Source organism: Photobacterium makurazakiensis, assembly GCF_050336715.1.
Classification (GTDB): domain Bacteria; phylum Pseudomonadota; class Gammaproteobacteria; order Enterobacterales; family Vibrionaceae; genus Photobacterium; species Photobacterium makurazakiensis.
Map to the genome: position 1 here is coordinate 70,422 of NZ_JAKJSJ010000025.1, position 19,573 is coordinate 89,994.

A 19,573-nucleotide genomic window follows, 5' to 3' on the forward strand; every position below is an offset into this window, starting at 1 on the left:
GTTGCAAGTGTGCAATTAATCAGTATTAGTTATTTACTCTGGAATGGTTTCAGGAAACAAGCATGGCTAAGTTAGATCAAAAATTCTCCAAAGGGCTGAAGTCTAAGCAGAAGTTTGATATTGAAGATAACTTTCAAGACTTTGAGCAGCAATCAAAAAAGAAAAAACGCCGAATTGTAAGGCAGCGAGAAGAATTTCCGGAGTATAACGACAACTATTAAGATAATCTTTCCAGCTCAGTGAGTTGAATGATCCTATGATCTCATACTGAACGAAAAGGGGCTTTTGCCCCTTTTTTGTTATCTAACTGGACTTCCAAGCGCCACAATTTGGTATAGGCTTAAGCTTATATGCTTGCTTGGAGTTAGTATGAATCCGCTTTCATTTAAAAATGTAGAGAAGTTGACTGGTGAATCGGTACGATTATTTGATCAGTCCGGACTTGAAGGTGAATTTGTCATCCAAAGTGTGACAACACTCGAGCGCCATGGCATGGATGACTTAGGACGATTAGTTGAACACTTTGTGATTAATTTTCAAGGCGATGGTAGTACTCATTTCCCTGATGGTCATTATCATTTCAAACACCCTAAATTAGGGGAGATTGAATTGTTTGTATTCCACAAGCATGGGCATGAGTATGAAATCATGGTCGACACTCAAATGATTGGTTAGTGTGATTTTTTGCGGTGGATCATTTATAAACAAGTAACTTCCACTGAAACTACCACCGAGAACTCGCTGGGGTTATACTAACCCGAGTTTTTATTAAGAATGCAAGAGTGAAACCATGCTAGATAACCTAAGTATTCCTGAGGGAATTGAAAAAGAAGCTGAATTACCAATTCCATCAATTGAAGAGCAAAAGCGTATTGTTGAAGAGCTTAAACGCCTTGAAGAAGCTGGTGAGCTGACTCCTGAGCTGCTAGAAGCATTCATGACAGGCAAGCGTACTCTTGCAGAAGATGACCAAGCATAACTTGTAACCTGATACGCATATTTGTTAGAACGGCACTTTTGAAGTGCCGTTTTAGTATGAAAAAAAGCAAGTACGTTGTTGAAAGTGTTAAGTGACTCGTGCTGTGGCGTTTTTTTGACGAAGATGTGTCCATTTAAGAAATTGTTGATGATATTTTGACGCTCTAGATCTTGTTCTCGACATTCAGCGGAGGATAGCATGAGAACTCATATAGGGCTTACAGGTGCAAAGTATCGTTTTAAAGTGGTAAAGAAAACGGATGAGTACCTGTTGTTTCAGCGTAAATTTTATTTTCTTTGGGTCAGTGACGGTTTAAGTTATTCATCTAAACATGAAGCAACGAATGCTATACCTTACATATAATATGAAATTGGTTTTATATGTTATAGGTTATATGCTCACATTTAAGTTGTATAATTTAAAGGCATTATAAATATTTGTTGTAATTATAATGTCCTGAAATATCCTAGTCGCAAAATTGTGCTAAAAAAACTTGCTATCTACTTATATTAACTATACTTGAGAGTATGGTTATACAGGCAGTAATAAATGCTTTTTACCCATAGTATCTTTGGTTATTTAAGGAGTATGGTAGATGGTTGACGAAATTCAGTTCTATGAACCTGACGAAGTACATGGTTTTTTATCTAACTTTTCGCCAAGCCCTATATTATTAAGCAATGAAGTTTGGCCCACCAGTGAGCATTATTATCAAGCCCAGAAGTTTGAAGAACCTAGTATTCAGAAAGAAATATTACTCGCCGAAACACCAGATGAAGCATTTAGTTTAAGTCGAAAATATGCTGATAAAGTAAAGCAAGACTGGATGGATGTTAGACATGCAGTTATGCGATATATTGTTTTTGAAAAATTTCGTCAAAATAGTCAGTTAACACATTTGCTAGTCAGCACTGGTGATAATTTATTGACTGAACACTCTCATAAAGATAATTATTGGGGCGATGGCGGAGACGGTAAAGGGCAAAATGAGTTAGGAAAAATCCTTATGGAAGTAAGGGATTACTTTTCGGAAATCGAACCTTATAACTTAGTTCAGTTTGTCGATAGTGCCAAACTACCTACCCAATGGGGAACTTTTCAGATGTATGGCTTCGTTGAGCAGGCCACAGGAAAAGAGCATTTAGCACTGGTTTATGGTCAGCTTGATGAAAATAAGCCGCCATTAATTCGTTTGCATTCAGAATGTTTAACTGGTGATGCTTTATTTAGTGCTCGTTGCGATTGCGGGTTTCAGCTTTCAAGAGCAATGGAAAATATTGTGAGTGCAGGTAGTGGTGTTTTATTTTATTTACGCCAAGAAGGCCGCGGTATTGGTTTAATCAACAAAATACGTGCTTACCACTTACAAGATAATGGTGCTGATACGGTTGAGGCTAATGAAGCGCTCGGCTTTGACGCTGATATGCGAAATTATGATTTTTGTCGTGGAATGTTAAGCTTTCTTAATATTAAATCAGTTGATTTGATGACTAATAATCCTCGAAAAGTGAAGGCACTTGAGAGTGCTGGAATTAAGATTAATAAAAGAGTTTCACTTCAAGAAGGGAATAACCCACATAATAGCGATTATTTAAAAACAAAAGCATCTAAACTTGGCCATATGTTCGATGACGCATTTATTAAGTAGAATTTAAATTAAATTATTTTGAAAATAAAACCACCACTTTCGTGGTGGTTTTATTTTTTGTTAGAATAGACTTTTATTAAAAGTAAGGCTTCACGATATTATCAAGTGTACCTGCACTCTTTAATTCAGATAAACGTGAGTTTATAAAACTTTGTATTTCTGGATCCATATTTGGGTCGAATGCTAAATAAATAGGATAATCTGGTATGACAGTACTAAAGGATTGAATTTTGTAATCTTCGGTTTTCTGGTTTTGCTTATTTAAATTATACTTAATACGAGATTCCATTTCGATAAATGCAGTATCACCAGGCAATTTTTTGATTACCCTAAAAGCAGCGCTATAGTCTTTAACTCGGAGTTCCTCGACTTGTCCTCCTTCAATGTAGGGAATGAGCTGTGGATAATCGAAGCCATGAAGCAGTACAACGACCTTATCTTCCATGTCACTCATGGAATTGAATGTCGGTGACTTTTTGCTGCTGCTTACCAGTACGTGCTTAACATTGTAGATGGGAATATCTGAGAGATTCTCTGCTTGGACCCCGCCCCAGTTAGGGCTGCCATAAGTGATCCAATTTGGTTCTCCACCTGCTTCAAGCAAAGTGATCATCCTATTGAATGGGAAAGTATGAGTATTAATATTGTACGGGCTGTTTTCGAATACAGCGTTGACAATATCTGTAACAATACCTTTATGCTTATTGTTTTCTTCTATTTGGAAGGGAGCGGCCTGTTTGGCGATGACATAGTAATTGATAGCTTCTGTTTTATCAGCAAAACTTGAGCAAGATAACATTAGTGCCATTGACATGAGAGATTTTTTCAACATTTTAGTTTCCTTACTAACCTATCCAATTCGAGCGACTATTATTATGGTAGTTGAGTAATAATAAGATGCGAGTTTAGGATGAACGAAACGTGTCAACGAACCAAATTAAAAAGAAAAGTTAGCTTATCTAAGCAATTATTGTTTTTCATTGTCTTAATTAGCTCAGTATTTACATTACTATCGACATCATTCAGTCTTTATCTAGACTATAAAGATGAGCTGTCAGATATTGACTCGAGCTTTGAACAAGTTCATGAAAGTTTTTTTTCAGGTCTAACCTCTAGCCTATGGGTTGAAGACCGCGAGCTACTGTTAACTCAAGCAGAAGGGATCATGCACTTCCCAACAATTTCGTCATTAGTCATCAGAGACGAAAATGAGGTGATTGTTGAATTTGGTACAAAATTGACCGATCAGAAAGTTGAGAAGTCTTGGACGATGAATCATCAAGTCGGTAATAAAACGTTCGCATTGGCAACGCTAACCCTTCAATCTGATCTAAAAATGGTATACCAAGGCCTGTTTGATAAATTTTTACTGCTCCTATTAGGGCAGGCAATACAAATCTCAATCATTGCTGTATTTATCCTGTTAATTGCCTACCGTTTATTGGTTCACCCATTAACCTTAATGTCGAAAGCAGTGACGCAGTTTGATGATCAAAACGTCCCCTTACCGATAAGCTTACCGAAACGATGGATGAATGATGAGATAACCACGCTTTCCCAGCAATATAACGGCACGGTTAGTCACATTAGAGATAACTATCAGCAATTAGAGGAAGCACGAAAGTCGGCAGAAGAAGCCAATATCAAGAAAAGTGAGTTTCTGGCGAACATGAGTCATGAAATCCGCACTCCCATGAATGGCATTATTGGGTTGTCTGGATTGATGAAAGAAATGGATATGACAAAAGATCAAAAAGAGTATGTTGATATGTTGCATACATCATCATTAACATTACTTGATTTGATTAATGATATTTTAGACTTCTCTAAGATAGAAGCAGGTCGGTTAGAGCTCGAATCCATGCCATTGAATTTGTTTGAACTGAATAAAGAAGTCGAATCTCTCTTTATGGTTCGAACGGCTGAAAAAGGCCTGACATTCCGATGTACTGTCGATAAACGTATTAGCCCTATTCTATTAGGGGACGCCACTAAGTTACGTCAAATTTTGAATAACCTCGTGAGTAATGCAATTAAATTTACAGAGCATGGTTATGTGCACCTGCATATTCAATTGGAAGATAAATCAGACTTGAGCAGTCGAGTTCGCTTTGAGGTTATCGATAGTGGTATTGGTGTTCCCGAAGACAAGCGAGAAGCAATTTTTGATAAGTTCCAGCAAGCCGATGGCAGTACAACACGTAAATATGGCGGTACCGGACTTGGATTAGCAATTGGCCGTGAAATGGTACGGCTAATGGGGGGAGAGCTATCGATTTCAAGCTCCGAGGGTAAAGGTAGTACTTTTTACTTTGTACTCGACTTAGTGGCAGGCGAGCATGTGGTGTCGCACGATGAAAAAGACGCCTTTGATAAATTGAACGTGCTGTTAGTTGATGACAGCATGCTAAATATGAGGATTACTTCTGCACAGCTTCATGCGCTTGGTGCATTAGCAACCAGTTGTGAAAACCCCAACCAAGCGGTTAGCTTAGTTCAGAAAGCTATTGATGAAAAGAAACCATATGATGTCATTATTACTGATAAAGTGATGCCAGATATCGACGGTTTTCAGTTAGCACATCTTTTAAAAACGAAATTCTCGAGCCGATGCCCTCAGATAATGATGATTTCAGCAGCCCCCGATGTTGGCGATGATAAAAAAGCTAAATTGATGGGGATTACGTCATATTTAGCAAGGCCATATAAAGAAAGTAATTTGAAATGGTCAATACAGCAGCTATTGGCATCGCGTGGTTCTGCGATATCGACAAATAATAGAAGCGTTGCGTACCCGAGTGACGATGCGTCATCAATATCACCTTCTCAAACTACACCAGAGGCATTTTTCCAGTCGGTTAGTTCTACATCTTCGTCATCTATGACAGAGAATAAACCAACAAAACCACAAACGACGAAAATGAATCAGCCTGCGAATCAGCGTGATGGGGCCGCAGACAGTGAAGCGTCTGTCGCAATTCTAGTGGTTGAAGATACACTCATTAACCAAAAAGTTGCCAAGATGATGCTTGAAAAGCTGGGAGCATCAGTTGTTATCGCTGAAAATGGCCAGGTAGCCGTCGATCTTTATAAACAACACGCTTTCGATTTGATTTTTATGGATTGTCAGATGCCCGTATTGGATGGTTTCGAGGCCACGCAGGCAATTCGACATTTAGAAGGTGAAGGGGAGCACATTCCCATTATTGCATTAACAGCTAATGTGGTAAAAGAAGAGAAAGATAAGTGTTTTGATGCTGGTATGGATGATTTTGTTTCAAAACCAGTCAGTAAAAAAACGTTGTCTTCAATGCTTGAAAAACACATAAAGTTAAATACAACCCTGTCTACGGGGTAAGTGTTTGCTGGTGATATAGCAGAGGGGTAATAGCCCCTCCAATATTTAAATAAGATTCATCGCTGTGCTTAATGAGTTAGATGGTTGTCGATAAAGGCCAATGACAACGGTTAATGTATCTTTGCTGATGTCTTCAGATATATCTTTAATAACGTAAAATTCATTGGTCTTACCAGCAAGAGAGGAGTCGACAAGTCGTTGAAGGCTGTCGTTTATGTCGCCCGTAACCTCAACGGTTTCTATCAGTTCAAACTGCTCATTAACAGCTTCAGTTGGAAGAAGTAACTCTGGCGATGCATTGACAAATGATGAGGCTGCCAATAAAAAAAGTGCAATAATTCGTAGCTTAAACATGAGATTACTATTCTGTGTATTTGTCATAATAAATAAAAGCGGCGCTACTTTGCCACTTCTTAAAAAAAGAATGTCAATGTTAAGTCAAAACATGCGCGATATAGCCCTCCAAAATAAGAGGGCTTTAATAGTGTGAGACTACTTCAAGTTAATTTTGTCTATTTGAGTCTTACCTGTCGTTTCACACTGATGCTGTTGTTTTAGATGTTGGGTTTTTGGAATGGGTTTGCCGTTGATATCAAGGCATACTGCAACTGTCATGAATGGTGTCGTTGGGCTAGGGAGCCCCCCAAGGCCGCCGCCAGTAGCCCACGAATAACTACTTAATACTAACAGCCCGACAATATAGAGATATTTCATACACAACCTTTGTTAACACTATTAAAGGTTCTTAGAGTGTAGCCTATTGATGATGCTCATAGAGTTTCTCTAACGCTACAGAGAGGCCATTCTCGGTTACTATTCGAATATGTGATTTATTGAGGTGCCTAGCATTATTCACCCCGCAGGAATGCGCGATTAAACCTAAACCATAATGTATATATTTGTTGTAGTTGGCGACTCTAATGGTTTTATCTTCAACATCTAACCCTTGTTGAAGCCGTTTGTTGTGCGTTGTAATGCCTGTAGGGCAAGTATCTTTATTGCACTGCAATGCTTGAATACAACCGAGTGCAAACATATGGCCGCGCGCCGATACAACAAAGTCAGCACCTAGAGCGATAGCCCATGCGACTTTTGAAGGGGTGATAAGTTTACCGGATGCGATAATTTTAATTCGCGGTTTAAGTTGATGTGCTTCTAACCGACTAACAACTAGCGGCAGGCTTTCTTTAAGGGGAAGGCCGACATAATCCATTAAAGGTTGGGGAGCGGCACCTGTACCGCCATCGGCGCTGTCAATAGTAATAAAGTCGGGCGCACTCTGTTGGCCTCTTTTATCAATTTCATCGAGTAAATCATCGAACCAATTTAATGATCCAATTACTGATTTGAAGCCGACAGGTTTACCAGTCGCTTCTCTTATAAAGTTAATCATATCGAGTAGATCACCGACACTTCTAACTTCAGGATGACCATTAGGGCTTATGGAGTCTTGGCCTTCTTTTATCCCCCGTATTTTGGCAATTTCCTTTGTCACTTTTCGGCCAGGTAACATACCCCCTTTCCCTGGTTTTGCGCCTTGGCTTATTTTGATTTCAAACATTTTAACTTCTGGGTGTCTGGCCAGTTCAATCAATTTTTCTTTACTTAATTTTCCTTGCTCATCACGAACGCCATATTTTGCTGTTCCGATCTGAAAAACGATGTCCGCCTGGCCTTCAAGGTGATAAGGGCTTAATCCGCCTTCTCCTGTATTCATCCAGCAACCAGCAAGTTTCGCGCCTCGTGAAAGTGCCCTGACCGCGGGTTTCGATATTGCACCGTAGCTCATGCCTGAGATATTAAAAATGGATGAGGTGGTATAAGGGGTACGGCAACTTTCACCAATAGTAATTGGGGCTGGTGCAACGGCATCTTCTTCTAAAGTTGGAAAGGCACAGTTCATAAACATAATTGTGCCAGTAGGATCTAGGCTACGTGTTGAACCAAAGGCCAAGGTACGGTCAACATTTTTAGCGGCTTTATACACCCAGCTCCTTTCCGCTCGGTTAAATGGCATTTCTTCTCTGTCCATTGCAAAAAAATACTGCCGAAAAAACTCGCCTTGTTTTTCAAATAGATAACGGAATCTACCAATTACTGGATAGTTATGCCTTATTGCATGCTTATGCTGCCGAATATCGGTGATATACATGTAAATCACGGCGATCACGCCGAGCCCGATACAGATAACAAATAAACCTGAAAGAAAGTTTATTCCGAATATAAGTGAGTCGCCCATAGTGCCTCCCAATAACGATCTGTTCGTTTTAAAGCTAGTCTAACCAGGGAGAAAGTAGGGTATATGCAGGAAAAAATTCAAATTAAGATAAGAAAAAGCCAAACCATGGGAGGTTTGGCGTTCAGCGTGTATCAGTCATTGCTTTTAGGCAATCGCGGCGGTGTCTTTCATTTTTGCACCACGCAGCATCGCATGGATTAGCTCGTTGGCTTCAAATTTTGTCAGTGCTTCATGAGCCCCTACTTGGTGGGCTTGCGAAACGCTAATTTCACTCGAAAGGGAGGTATGCAGAATAATATAAGCATCGTTGAGTATTGCGCTATTTTGCACTTCAAAAGCGAGCTCGTAGCCATCTAGTCCGGGCATTTCTATATCACTGACTAAGATATCAAATGGCTGGTTGGCTTCGGCTGCATGCTTTAGCATTTCAAGCGCATCACGCCCATTGGTTGCAATGAAGTAAGGAATAGAAATACTGTCTAATGCTTGTGATAGTTGCTTACGTGCTACTGCGGAGTCATCAACCAATAGGATTTTTAGGGGACGAAGTACTTCCCTTTGAACATCAGTCAATATCGGGTGTAGGCTATCTGGTGCATCTGGGAATATTTTAGATAAAATTAATTCAACGTCTAAGAGTTGAACCAATTTATTTTCAACGGTTGTAACACCCGTGACGAAAACATTATTGCCCAATGCGCTTGGTGGGGGATCAATGTTATGCCAGTTACATTCGGTAATTTTATTAATACCGCGAACTAAAAACCCAACCAACATACGACGACAATCAGTAATGATAATGTAGCAATTTTTTAATTCATCTTTTGCTAGTGGCGGGTAGCCAATGGATTTTGCCATATCAATAACAGGCAATGTGTCGCCACGTAAGTTTGCAGCACCAAGTACGGTAGGGTGAGAGTGTGGTATTGCAGTAAGCGTTGTATAAGGCACAATCTCTTTTACTTTTAATGTACCAATAGCAAAAGATTGTAACGCTGTAAGTTGGAACAACAACATGCCCTGAGATTGATTAGTGGCATTTTTTATCATTCTTCAATCCCTGTAATAAAAAGAAGCTAGCTAAAAACAATATAGTAACTTTTAACACTATAGATAGGAATCAAAGTTAGTGAGATTGTTGTTTTTAATTGATCTAAGTAAATATCTTTAAAAGATGAGTATCGGCTCTTTATTCCCCTTTCTTTTTTATCGTAAAAGAACGTGCAAATAACAAACAGATATTTGAACGAAGAGCTGATTTAACGCGCATCTGTTACAATTCATTTACATTTAAGTTTGAGTTGCCCTTCAAAAATCAACACTCCCTTCGCGAAACGAAAAAACTTCGCTAACACTTAATGCGTCAACGAAAACAAGGCCGGAATGAGCCATTTTGATATTGAATAATTTTACTTAACCATTACGTGGAGAATAAAATGCAAAAGGGACTACACCTTAGCAAACTGGCTGGCGCAATGTCAGCCATGCTACTAGCAGGGATTGCTGCTAACACTCAAGCTGCACCAACACATGACAAAAATGTGATTGGTTATATTACTCAATGGGAAGCATGGAAAGGCACTAACGCAGGTTTTAGCGTTAAAGGCGAAGCGACTCATTTAAATGTAAATATGGATATTTACTCAATCCTAAACTTCTCCTTCTTTGGGGTCGCTAAAGACGGTTCTTTACATAGCGGCGACTTACGAAATAAAAATATCTATAAACCTGATGCTGTTCAAGAGCCGGGTCCATTGCTTCATCCTGACGTTTACTCAAGCTGGGACCTACACATTTTATGGGGTGAACTTGAGTACATTCACCAATACCCAGGCAACGAAGCGTGGGAGGCTGATGCACTGCTTAAAGTACAAGAGCAGGGGTTTGTTAAGAGCGGAAGTGGTTGGTTGCATGAACCAACTGGTGTAACGGGGCAATTTCCGATCCCATTGAAAAAAGCGGGTGGTGCACCGGGCTTGATTGACCTCGCTCAGCAAAAAGGTGTGCAGGTTATGGCCTCACTTGGTGGCTGGAGTATGTCAAAGCACTTCCCTGAAATGGCTGCCGATCCAGTTAAAAAGGCACGGTTCCTTGAAGATGTCGATAAGTTAATGGCCTTAGGCTTTGATGGTATTGATATCGATTGGGAATACCCAGGCACTGGTGGTATGAACTTTGGTGGTAACCCAGAGGACTATGGTAATTTTGAGCAGTTAATGGAAGATATTCGTGAGCGCATTGGCCCGAATAAATTGCTGACTGCTGCGTTCTCTGCTTCAACGGCAAAACTAGAAGGTTATAACTGGCCACGTCTTGTTGCTTCAATGGATTACTTCAACATGATGACCTACGACCTAAATGGTGGTTGGTCTAATGTGACAGGTCATAATGCCCCGTTATATTCACACCCTGAAGAAGAATACCCTGATTTAAATTTGGATTACCTGCGCGCGTGGATGGACGCTAAGGGGATCCCTTCAGATAAGATAAACTTTGGTGCTGCATTCTATGGCCGTGGTGTTCAAACAACTGAAGGCACAGCTTATGTTGGTGCGCCGACAGATAAGCGTGCTGTGACATTCAGTGTTGATGGCCCCGGTGTATCAGCGGTTGATTTAGATAACTGGAAAGAATTTGAAGGGCAACCAAATTATAACTACATTCAGCAAACGTCTGGCTGGGAGCATTTATGGGATGTGAACGCCGAAGTGCCTTATGCCGTAAAAGGGAAGTACTTCCTAAGTTATGATGATGTACCGTCGATTGAGAAAAAAGCTCAGTACATTGTTGATAATAACCTTGGTGGGGTAATTGTTTGGCAGGTACACGGTGACATTAAGTGTGAAGGCACATTTATCAATCGTGGTACAAAACTGAAAGAATGTACGCAGCTGAGCTCGCCACTCGCGGAAGCGATTGACCGTGTTTTTTCGGCAGATGTAATACCTAATAATGCACCAGTACTGAGTTTGCCAACGGCTCAAACTGCGGATGCTGGTCAGGTAATTAGCTTTGTTGTATCGGCAACGGATGTAGACGGCGATGCGCTATCTTTCAGTGCTTCAAATGCGACAGTTGTCGATAACGGTGATGGAACTGCAACTGTGACTTTCCAAGCTGCTAATACGGCGGTTGATATTGAAGAAGTAGTTTCGGTAACGGTTTCAGACGGTCGTAAATCGGTGTCTGGTAATGTTGTAGTGAATGTAACGGGTACTGGGGTTGTTGGTAATACGGCACCAGTATTAACGGCACCTGCTAGCACTTCTGTAAATAGTGGCCAAAGTGTGGTGATCAGCGTAAGTGCAGACGATGCCGATAGTGATGTATTAACCTACACTGCTTCTAGCGGTAATGTTGCTGTTACAGCGATGGGGGCTGATATCACGTATACAGCACCAACGGTTACAACTGACACTGTAATTGACTTAGTCGTGACCGTATCAGATGGCTTAGCGGCAGACAGTGCGACAATTGCAGTCACTGTTGTTGCAGATACTACGGGTGGCAACACAACGTGGGACGCGGACACTATATATAATACCGGCGATACTGTTGTATTTGACGGTGTTCAGTACACTGCTAAATGGTGGACTAAAGGTGAGCAACCAGGAACAAGTAGCGCGTGGGAAGCCTTTGATGATGGCAGTGTTCAAGATTGGAGTTCAGCTAAAGTCTACAACGGTGGCGATGTGGTGATCTTCAATGGTCAACAATACAGTGCTAAGTGGTGGACGAAAGGTGATCAGCCGGGTAACGCTAATGGGCCTTGGGAACTGATTTAACGTTTGGTTTCATTTTAATAAAATACATTAATGTAAGATCAACGCAGGCCTCATAATGAGGTCTGCGTTTTTTTATGCAGTAGGCTGACTCGCTAGAATCAGCAAAGGAAATTCTAGCGCTTCACCACTATAGTTAAGGTGTCGTGGGTAATGAAGGGCGACCGATATGGAACTACGTAACAAGTCAGGCGACATTGCCAAGTTGGCAGATAATCTAACCTTGAAAGAAATCGTCGACATGGGTTTTTCACTGGATATATGTGATGAAGCATATGATCCGAACGAACACTGGACAATAACTAACCAAATAAAGAATGAAGGAGAATATCCTTCTTCTAAATAGCACCTTCTAATTAGCATTAATGAAGGTCGATTTTATATCGACCTTCTCTATCTGGTTGTTTTTTAAACGGTTATTCCTGTGTTTTGTGATGTTCGTCACAGTTGGGAAAGCAGTGCTTTCTTTTAATCCTCAATATGACATTATCTATCTCGTTCAAGCTTATCACCGATTGGCAATGCCAACAGCAATAAGCGTGCATCGTATAATGGCTATTACCTCAGCCTTCCAAGCTGATGATGCGGGTTCGATTCCCGCTGCACGCTCCAGTTTTCACTCCCAATTTATGTCATTGAAATTAACGCTTTACTGCGTGTATTTTTGTATCTGAAGATTGGCTTTTTTCTTATACAAGATAAATCTAAAACTATCTTCGCTTCCTTCTGGAATTACTTCAGTAATTTAGGTCCAATTTGACCACCGACGATGACACCAGGCACCGTAAACAGAATGATGTTAACCACCTGATTTAGTGAGTCACCATCGTGATTTGCAAACTTAATAAAGTGACCAACTGACGCTATCACTAAAGTCAGAACGACGACAAAGATGGATGTTGCAACGGCGACTGGTGTGGGAACACGGCATCGAGGTGATACTCTTGCAATTCAGCTAGGCCAACAGAAATTATGCCAACAAATGCGCCGCCGATAGCAGAAAACGTTTTGCCTATGGCTGGGTTACATATGGTGTATCGATATACATTTCCTTCATTATCAATAAGCTCCGATTTATAGGACTGACTGAACTCATCTTGGTGATTTCTCATTTATTGCCTGTAGTAATTTAACTGTGTGCAATCGAGAGTGACATTAGTTGGGTATATCTGTCGGAGAAAAAGAAAACAAAAAGTGCAGCTCAATGCTAAGGTAATGAAAAACAAACTAAATAATTCTATCTTGCGTAAACACTATATTTACTGTCGCTTGGTTATACTTAAACTACAGCTTAAATCATTGCATGTAACTGAATAAGCGATAGAGGATGCAAAATGATAGAAGGAGAGGGGACGCAGAGTAATTGGCTTATTCCGAATGTGGATTCAGCATCAGCATTGAAACGGTGCGCTAATAATAAAGGTTTATATATTCAATTGCTCTGTCGATTTGTCGAGAAACATCAGCAAGGGATTAGCATTGAAGATATGACATTTGAGGAGGTGCTCACTGCCATTCACTCAATAAAAGGCTCAGCAAGTAATCTTGGTATTGATGATTTAAGCAATAGAGCCAAACGATTAGAACTGTTATTGAAATCCTCCAATTCTATTCATGTCGATGAAGTTGAATTATTCTCTAACCATTTAATTGAACAATGTAAACTGATATCTACGAATCAGTCTGTTATAGATCAGTTAGAGAAGAGTGATGCGACTACAAGTCATGCCGTTTCTAGTGGAATTGAAGGAAAACCAACACTAGTTCTTATTGAGAAAGCGACACCGTCAACTCGCAATTTGATAAGCCAACTTAAAGAATATTACCGAGTAGTATTTTTTCCTGATTATCTAAAAGCAATGTCATCGTTGAGCAATAACCATGATCCGAAATATGTGTTCATAACCATGACAACAGAAAATAAAGAGGAGATTAAAAGGTTCACAGTAGATCTTAGGCGCTCGAAAGGAGAACAGATCAGGGTATTCCTTCTCGTTAATGGAGACTTTGAAATTGATTACCAGCAGTGTAGGAATTTGGGCGTTGATGATGTGTTTACACAACCTCTAAATATTGAATTGCTCCGCAGATGGAAAGAGAAGGGTTAACGAGTTGAAGCAGTTAATACCAAAGGTTCCTCTTCATTTTTTATGGGCTATCATCAGTATCTCGATCTTCCCCTTTTTACTGCATATTGCGGGTGTCGATTTTAGCTCAAACTACGCATCATTAGATGTTGCTCGAGTCGAAGGGTTATCCTCACCTGAAATCCGAGATTATCTATTTTACGTCTTGTCTGGCAGCATTATACATACCTTGCTCGAGTGGACGTCAATATGTATCGCGGTTGTGACCGTTGTTCTGGCTTTTGTCCACTTTCAAATAAAAAAAGATGTGGTGACACCCATCATCGGTGTCGCTTTATTTACAGCAGGTTGCCTAGACATATTTCATACGCTTGCTGCCGACAGGCTCATTTCAGCAACTGCGCCAAATCAAGACTTTATTCCGTTTACCTGGGCTATCTCTAGGTTGTTCAACGCAACAATAACCATGGCCGGGGTGACGTTGCTACTGCTCAGAGGAAAGCAAAAAGCCAGTTTATCGTTTGTACTTGGTGTCAGTGTAACTTTCGGAGTAATTGCATATGCCATTGTGGTGTATTGTGCGACGCAAGCAGAGTTGCCACAAACAATATACCCTGATGCATTAATCACAAGACCATGGGATATTGGGCCTTTATGCTTGTTTCTGATTTGTGGGTTCTGGCTTTATCCAAAGCTATACCACCGTGAACCTTCATTATTTACGCAAGCACTTTGGCTTAGCCTTATTCCACAGGTGATGACTGAGTTGCATATGGCGTTTGGGTCAGTCGCTATTTTTGATAGCCATTTTAATATTGCTCACTTTCTAAAGATAATCGCTTATGCTGTACCATTTTGCGGGTTGATACTGGATTACTTACAAACATATAAATCCAAGTTGGTGTTAGAGCAAGCATTATTTGTAGAAAAAAATAAACTAGAAGAGAAAGTAAAAGTTCGAACCAGTGAACTAAAGCAGAGCGAAGAAATGATGCGTAAGGTGATTGTTACTGCTCTTGATGCAGTTATAATGATTGATCGTAAAGGGAAAATATTAGAATGGAATCAGCATGCAGGGCTGACTTATGGTTGGACTGAAAAAGAAATAATGGGAAAATCAATTTTTGATATTATTGATGTCGGAGTTGAAGAGGATTTAATTCAGTTTTCTGAATTTCWAGCAACAGGACGGGATTTTTTCAATAATAACCGACTCGAAATGAGTGCTTGGCATAAAAATGGAACAAAGATACCCATTGAGATATCGATGACACCAATAAGGAAAAATGACAGTTTTATATTTAACTCATTTTCACGTGATATTAGCGAAAGAAAAAAAGCAGAACAAGCTCAACTTAAACTGATTGATGAAGCTGATAAAGCTAATAGGGCAAAAAGCGATTTTTTAGCGGTGATGTCTCATGAAATTCGAWCCCCTATGAACGCCATAATTGGCATGAGTCACTTAACGCTACAAACTAATCTAGATCCAAAACAGAGAAATTATATCGAGAAGGTACACAGCAGCGCCGATAATTTACTGAGTATCATTAATGATATTTTGGACTTTTCTAAAATTGAAGCCGGTAAATTAGAAATTGAGAAAAGARGTTTTAGATTAGAAGACATTTTTTATAATACAGCTAACTTGATTGGTTTAATTGCTGAAGAAAAAGGGGTCGAGCTGGTATTCTCTATGAAATTAGATTTACCTAGGCACTTGATTGGTGATGAGGTACGTCTAAAACAGATATTACTTAACCTCGCAAACAACGCTATCAAGTTTACAGATAAAGGTGAAATATTGATTGGTGTTGAGGAGAAAAACCGTAATAACGATGACATTGAGTTGCACTTTTGGGTGCAAGACAGTGGGATAGGGATTGATGAAGAATTAAACAAAAGGTTATTCAAGAGTTTTAGCCAAGCTGACTCATCTACAACTCGAAAGTATGGAGGGACCGGTTTAGGTCTAGCGATCTCAAAGCAACTTGTAGAAATGATGGATGGTCGGATCTGGGTAGAGTCAACAATAGGCGAAGGAGCGACGTTTCACTTTGTGGTCAAATTAGGTATTGATAGCAAAGCCTTATCAAGGAGGGCTTTGCACCTTGATGAACTTAAAGGTTTACGTGTATTGGTTGTCGATGATAACCCTTGTGCTGCTGAAGTGATCACTTCAATGTTACAAGGCTTTGGGCTTATTGCGGAGTCAGTGAATGACAGTTACGAAGCTATAAATGTGATTGTAAGTGAAGAAAGTCAAGCGACGCCTTTTGAGCTTGTATTGCTTGATTGGAAAATGCCAGAGAATGATGGTATCAGCGTCGTTCGACGGTTACAGGAACATTATCAAAGCTCAACACCGATAGTTATCATGGCTACGGCTTATAGCCGTGACGAAATGCTGCATCAACTTGATAAGAGTAGTCTGCAGATACAATCAATTTTAACCAAACCGGTCACGCCGAGCTTTTTGTTGGAAGTGGTCAGTGATGCTTTCGGTAAACAGATTGATGTCACTCCCTTGAGTCTAAAGCGGGCTGCTTCCAGCCATGATGTCATGAAGAAGTTGGTTGGCATGAAAGTTTTGTTAGTTGAGGATAATGATATTAATCAAGAATTAGCAAAAGAATTGCTACATCAAGCTGAAATGGAAGTCGTGGTAGCCGAAAATGGACAGCAGGCATTGGACATACTCAATGTAATTGCAGATTTTGACTGCGTATTGATGGATTGCCAAATGCCAGTCATGGACGGCTATCAAGCGACTCGCGAAATACGTAAGATTAAGCAGTTTGAGAATATCCCGATTCTTGCCATGACGGCAAATACAATGGTCGGAGATAAAGATAAAGTGCTACAAGCAGGTATGAACGGTCATATTTCAAAACCTCTTAATATAGAGTTGATGTATGAGACTATAGCAAAGTGGATAGTACCGAATTCGATTAAGCCTAATTATGATACTGCAAAGCTGGGTAATAGCCTTCGATTAAATCAGGGGAGAGCAACAAAGTATTCTGAGATATTGTCGCTTATCAGTCAACTTCGAGAGTGTGTAGAGAGTAATGATACAACTGCTGATGAAATTCTTGAGAAGATGAAGGATAGCCCGCACTGTACTCCCTTCTCTGGCATGATGAACGACTTGGACGAAAACCTTACGTTGTATGATTTTGACTCAGCCTTAATCACCCTTACTAAGCTGGAGCGGGCAGTTAATAGCCACTGTAATGAATAAACCACCGCGCTGGTGGTTTATCATTGATAGCTGAATATTGCTAAGTTAATCTATTATTTGTTTGTGGAATGGAAAGCATAACGTGAGTATGTGTTTCCATTTGCTGTCGTTGCTTTATATTTTAAAGAACGAGAACTCTCAAGTGTCATAGGAATAAATACTTTACCCTTTGAGTTTGTTATATAGCTTTCTTTTACTTGAGGTACATTTGCAATTGTTACAGATACATTCGATACAGGTTCGTTATTCTCATAAACGCTTACCCATACACCATTATGTGTGTCAGCTACACGAATTTGTGCAGAAACCAAGCTTGGGATAAACATAGCAGTTAGAATAATTGTTGGGATTATATTTTTCATGGTAGTACCTATCAGTTAATTCAGTTACTGAAACTTTGACGTGTATATTTACTCTGTAAACTTACTATAATATTTGTTTAGTTGATAATCTGTGTTGTAGATACTGATGAATGTGTACTTGCATATATTCTATGTGTAAAATCATCAGTCTTTATAGTTTACTAGTGGGCTATCATCAGATGTTAAAATTAGTTTCTAAATAACGAGCAATATCGCTTGATTCAGGCATCCATGTTTCCTCTCCATTGCTATTGATAATTCTCAACACCGGAACTGTTCCTCGTCCACGCTCAGTAATAAGTTCAGATCTGTACTGAGGATTTTTCATAGTATCTCTAAGCTCAACATTAATACCTAACCTATCAATTGGTTCTCGTGCTATAGAGCAGTATGGACATCCTACGAAGTGATATAACATTAACTTCTCTGGCTTGCTTGCTAGTCGTTTTGTTCCAGCTTTTGGTTTCATTTTATAGCCCTTACTTTGAATTTAAATATCATCATTTGATTTATACTTTCTTTAGGTAGTGATTCATATTTTATCTGAATACTGAGATTTTAATGTGTCACATTTAGTTGGAGATGTGTGTAAATCAACACACCATCTTGAATAGAGAGGCATTTGATCGTCTTTTAGCATCTTTTCTGAGAATAATTAATATATTCAAAGGCGTATAAAATGCCATATGACAGGGTTCCTGCTGAGCATAAACTATAAAGATTAATTAGAACCACTAGTTACTGTAATCTCTGCCTTGATAACAACAATTTTTCCTGCGTAATACTTAGATCAATTACTCATCCTGATTGATATGGATAGTGAGAAAATTGTCGGCGCTACGGTTTTTGGTACAGGAGCGATAAGGTTATTGGCATATTTGAAGTCTTTATGCAGACGAAAATGTCATATAAATATTTCCGTTAACCAGTTTTAGCTTTTTTTAGTGATGATAGATAATGAAATTGGAGGACTATATGTTAGTTAGATTCTGAGATATGCTCTTTGCATTGTAAGTGTGCTAAGGGGTAATCTTATGGGTTAAAGGTGAAGGTGTTAATTTATCGACTCATTACTTCATCTCTATACATTAGATTCATGTTTAATAGTACGTCTTGAAGTTTGACTTTATCGAGAAGAAAAATTTTAAGTTTTATAAGTGATTGTTCTTCCATCTCTTTTAATGATTCATTTAATCGGCATCGAGAAACACCGCTAATAGCACTTAATTGTGTTTGTGATATTTTTATGAGTATTTCATTACCCTCGATGTATTTTTGTCTCAATTCTATCTCTAGAATACAGTAAATTATTTTTTGAATCTTATTATGAATAGAGGAAAGCACTGATTGTAGAGATATTTTATGTATGTATTGACCAGCTGAATATAAAAGCTTATAAATTTGAGGGTTACTATCAGCAAGTTCAACTAGTTGCTTTTCTGGAAATACTAACATATGTAAGTCTTCGATCTCATCAATATGAAAGAATAGCTCAGTGTTTGACTTTATAGACATTGCACCAAGCCAGTCTCCTCTTCCCATTATTGTACCTGCACTGAGTTGGTAATCATTTGTCGAAAAATGAAAAGAAGCGCTACCATGAATAACATATATTAAGCCTGGTTTTGATATGTGACTGTTTTTTAGATCTAAACTTGAGATCCCTTTCTTATATTTAGATATGTCTAATAGGTACCCTTTGACTTGTTCAGGTAATTCGCAAGGCCATATTATTTTGTCGAAATTAAATGGGTTCATGATATTAACTCAAAAGTTTAAAGCAATAATATGCTACAGTTCTAGCAAAGAAAGACAACTGATATAATGTAATTATATGGTTTATTTTGCAAGAAAGTATTTACTACACATTGCAC

The 19,573-nt window shown here is 39.2% G+C and carries 18 protein-coding genes and 1 tRNA gene; 10 read left to right on the forward strand and 9 right to left on the reverse strand.

The annotated features are described in order from the left end of the window. Positions 1-62 precede the first annotated feature (62 nt). The 4 genes from L4D09_RS12650 (at position 63) to ribA (ending at position 2,627) form a co-directional block, all read left to right on the forward strand. Positions 63-221: a hypothetical protein gene (locus L4D09_RS12650; RefSeq protein ID WP_428457864.1), complete on the forward strand. Its 159-nt coding sequence runs from the start codon at positions 63-65 to the stop codon at positions 219-221. A 148-nt stretch (positions 222-369) separates the two neighbouring features. Beyond that, a complete protein-coding gene (locus tag L4D09_RS12655) occupies positions 370-675 on the forward strand; it encodes a DUF6916 family protein (protein ID WP_428457865.1) in 306 nt (101 codons plus the stop codon). Positions 676-790: 115 nt separating this feature from the next. Beyond that, on the forward strand, positions 791-979 hold the full coding sequence (locus L4D09_RS12660) for an ATPase (RefSeq protein ID WP_428457866.1): 189 nt from the start codon (positions 791-793) through the stop codon (positions 977-979). A 595-nt stretch (positions 980-1,574) separates the two neighbouring features. After that, positions 1,575-2,627 carry a GTP cyclohydrolase II gene (ribA, locus tag L4D09_RS12665; protein ID WP_428457867.1) on the forward strand — a complete coding sequence of 351 codons (1,053 nt, stop codon included), beginning with the start codon at positions 1,575-1,577 and terminating at the stop codon, positions 2,625-2,627. Between the two features lie 76 nt (positions 2,628-2,703). On the opposite strand, the gene L4D09_RS12670 is transcribed toward ribA, so the two are convergent. After that, complete coding sequence (locus tag L4D09_RS12670; protein WP_428457868.1) at positions 2,704-3,459, reverse strand: substrate-binding periplasmic protein; 756 nt, start codon at positions 3,457-3,459, stop codon at positions 2,704-2,706. A gap of 78 nt (positions 3,460-3,537) precedes the next feature. Here L4D09_RS12670 and L4D09_RS12675 point away from each other — a divergent pair, with 78 nt between their 5' ends. Beyond that, positions 3,538-5,985 (forward strand): response regulator, encoded by a 2,448-nt coding sequence (locus L4D09_RS12675; RefSeq protein WP_428457869.1) that lies wholly within the window; start codon positions 3,538-3,540, stop codon positions 5,983-5,985. 45 nt (positions 5,986-6,030) lie between these two features. On the opposite strand, the gene L4D09_RS12680 is transcribed toward L4D09_RS12675, so the two are convergent. The 4 genes from L4D09_RS12680 to L4D09_RS12695 form a co-directional block, all read right to left on the reverse strand. Then, the gene (locus tag L4D09_RS12680) at positions 6,031-6,339 is read right to left on the reverse strand and encodes a hypothetical protein (protein WP_428457870.1); all 309 of its coding nucleotides are present in this window, start codon (positions 6,337-6,339) and stop codon (positions 6,031-6,033) included. Positions 6,340-6,477: 138 nt separating this feature from the next. Beyond that, entirely contained in the window at positions 6,478-6,699 is a 222-nt protein-coding gene (locus L4D09_RS12685; protein ID WP_428457871.1) for a hypothetical protein, read from the reverse strand. A 43-nt stretch (positions 6,700-6,742) separates the two neighbouring features. Further along, a complete protein-coding gene (locus L4D09_RS12690; RefSeq protein WP_428457872.1) occupies positions 6,743-8,224 on the reverse strand; it encodes an FMN-binding glutamate synthase family protein in 1,482 nt (493 codons plus the stop codon). Between the two features lie 144 nt (positions 8,225-8,368). Then, positions 8,369-9,274, reverse strand: coding sequence for a chemotaxis protein (locus tag L4D09_RS12695; RefSeq protein WP_428457873.1), 906 nt, complete (start codon positions 9,272-9,274; stop codon positions 8,369-8,371). 386 nt (positions 9,275-9,660) lie between these two features. On the opposite strand from L4D09_RS12695, the gene L4D09_RS12700 reads away from it, so the two are divergent. From L4D09_RS12700 to L4D09_RS12710, 3 genes are all read left to right on the forward strand, one after another. Next, the gene (locus L4D09_RS12700) at positions 9,661-12,009 is read left to right on the forward strand and encodes a glycosyl hydrolase family 18 protein (RefSeq protein WP_428457874.1); all 2,349 of its coding nucleotides are present in this window, start codon (positions 9,661-9,663) and stop codon (positions 12,007-12,009) included. Positions 12,010-12,175: 166 nt separating this feature from the next. Next, a complete protein-coding gene (locus L4D09_RS12705) occupies positions 12,176-12,352 on the forward strand; it encodes a hypothetical protein (protein WP_428457875.1) in 177 nt (58 codons plus the stop codon). A gap of 191 nt (positions 12,353-12,543) precedes the next feature. Then, positions 12,544-12,618 (forward strand) — tRNA-Gly (locus L4D09_RS12710). Between the two features lie 263 nt (positions 12,619-12,881). Here L4D09_RS12710 and L4D09_RS12715 read toward each other — a convergent pair. Beyond that, complete coding sequence (locus tag L4D09_RS12715) at positions 12,882-13,118, reverse strand: hypothetical protein (RefSeq protein WP_428457876.1); 237 nt, start codon at positions 13,116-13,118, stop codon at positions 12,882-12,884. A gap of 222 nt (positions 13,119-13,340) precedes the next feature. Between L4D09_RS12715 and L4D09_RS12720 the strand changes: the two genes are divergently transcribed. Beyond that, positions 13,341-14,114, forward strand: a complete 774-nt coding sequence (locus L4D09_RS12720; RefSeq protein ID WP_428457877.1) for an Hpt domain-containing protein — start codon at positions 13,341-13,343, stop codon at positions 14,112-14,114. Between the two features lie 208 nt (positions 14,115-14,322). After that, positions 14,323-17,337: a response regulator gene (locus tag L4D09_RS12725; RefSeq protein ID WP_428457883.1), complete on the forward strand. Its 3,015-nt coding sequence runs from the start codon at positions 14,323-14,325 to the stop codon at positions 17,335-17,337. A 53-nt stretch (positions 17,338-17,390) separates the two neighbouring features. On the opposite strand, the gene L4D09_RS12730 is transcribed toward L4D09_RS12725, so the two are convergent. The 3 genes from L4D09_RS12730 to L4D09_RS12740 form a co-directional block, all read right to left on the reverse strand. After that, on the reverse strand, positions 17,391-17,699 hold the full coding sequence (locus L4D09_RS12730) for a hypothetical protein (protein ID WP_428457878.1): 309 nt from the start codon (positions 17,697-17,699) through the stop codon (positions 17,391-17,393). A gap of 175 nt (positions 17,700-17,874) precedes the next feature. Next, complete coding sequence (locus tag L4D09_RS12735; protein ID WP_428457879.1) at positions 17,875-18,168, reverse strand: glutaredoxin family protein; 294 nt, start codon at positions 18,166-18,168, stop codon at positions 17,875-17,877. Between the two features lie 590 nt (positions 18,169-18,758). Next, complete coding sequence (locus L4D09_RS12740; RefSeq protein WP_428457880.1) at positions 18,759-19,457, reverse strand: Crp/Fnr family transcriptional regulator; 699 nt, start codon at positions 19,455-19,457, stop codon at positions 18,759-18,761. Between the last annotated feature and the right edge of the window lie 116 nt (positions 19,458-19,573).

Bases quoted from the DNA above. Each gene is read 5' to 3' on its own strand.
- L4D09_RS12735 (WP_428457879.1), bottom strand. From the start codon at position 18,168: ATGAAACCAAAAGCTGGAACAAAACGACTAGCAAGCAAGCCAGAGAAG.
- L4D09_RS12670 (WP_428457868.1), bottom strand. From the start codon at position 3,459: ATGTTGAAAAAATCTCTCATGTCAATGGCACTAATGTTATCTTGCTCA.
- L4D09_RS12675 (WP_428457869.1), top strand. From the start codon at position 3,538: ATGAACGAAACGTGTCAACGAACCAAATTAAAAAGAAAAGTTAGCTTA.
- L4D09_RS12685 (WP_428457871.1), bottom strand. From the start codon at position 6,699: ATGAAATATCTCTATATTGTCGGGCTGTTAGTATTAAGTAGTTATTCG.
- ribA (WP_428457867.1), top strand. From the start codon at position 1,575: ATGGTTGACGAAATTCAGTTCTATGAACCTGACGAAGTACATGGTTTT.
- L4D09_RS12650 (WP_428457864.1), top strand. From the start codon at position 63: ATGGCTAAGTTAGATCAAAAATTCTCCAAAGGGCTGAAGTCTAAGCAG.
- L4D09_RS12695 (WP_428457873.1), bottom strand. From the start codon at position 9,274: ATGATAAAAAATGCCACTAATCAATCTCAGGGCATGTTGTTGTTCCAA.
- L4D09_RS12720 (WP_428457877.1), top strand. From the start codon at position 13,341: ATGATAGAAGGAGAGGGGACGCAGAGTAATTGGCTTATTCCGAATGTG.
- L4D09_RS12705 (WP_428457875.1), top strand. From the start codon at position 12,176: ATGGAACTACGTAACAAGTCAGGCGACATTGCCAAGTTGGCAGATAAT.
- L4D09_RS12700 (WP_428457874.1), top strand. From the start codon at position 9,661: ATGCAAAAGGGACTACACCTTAGCAAACTGGCTGGCGCAATGTCAGCC.
- L4D09_RS12730 (WP_428457878.1), bottom strand. From the start codon at position 17,699: ATGAAAAATATAATCCCAACAATTATTCTAACTGCTATGTTTATCCCA.
- L4D09_RS12655 (WP_428457865.1), top strand. From the start codon at position 370: ATGAATCCGCTTTCATTTAAAAATGTAGAGAAGTTGACTGGTGAATCG.
- L4D09_RS12680 (WP_428457870.1), bottom strand. From the start codon at position 6,339: ATGTTTAAGCTACGAATTATTGCACTTTTTTTATTGGCAGCCTCATCA.
- L4D09_RS12715 (WP_428457876.1), bottom strand. From the start codon at position 13,118: ATGAGAAATCACCAAGATGAGTTCAGTCAGTCCTATAAATCGGAGCTT.
- L4D09_RS12740 (WP_428457880.1), bottom strand. From the start codon at position 19,457: ATGAACCCATTTAATTTCGACAAAATAATATGGCCTTGCGAATTACCT.
- L4D09_RS12660 (WP_428457866.1), top strand. From the start codon at position 791: ATGCTAGATAACCTAAGTATTCCTGAGGGAATTGAAAAAGAAGCTGAA.
- L4D09_RS12690 (WP_428457872.1), bottom strand. From the start codon at position 8,224: ATGGGCGACTCACTTATATTCGGAATAAACTTTCTTTCAGGTTTATTT.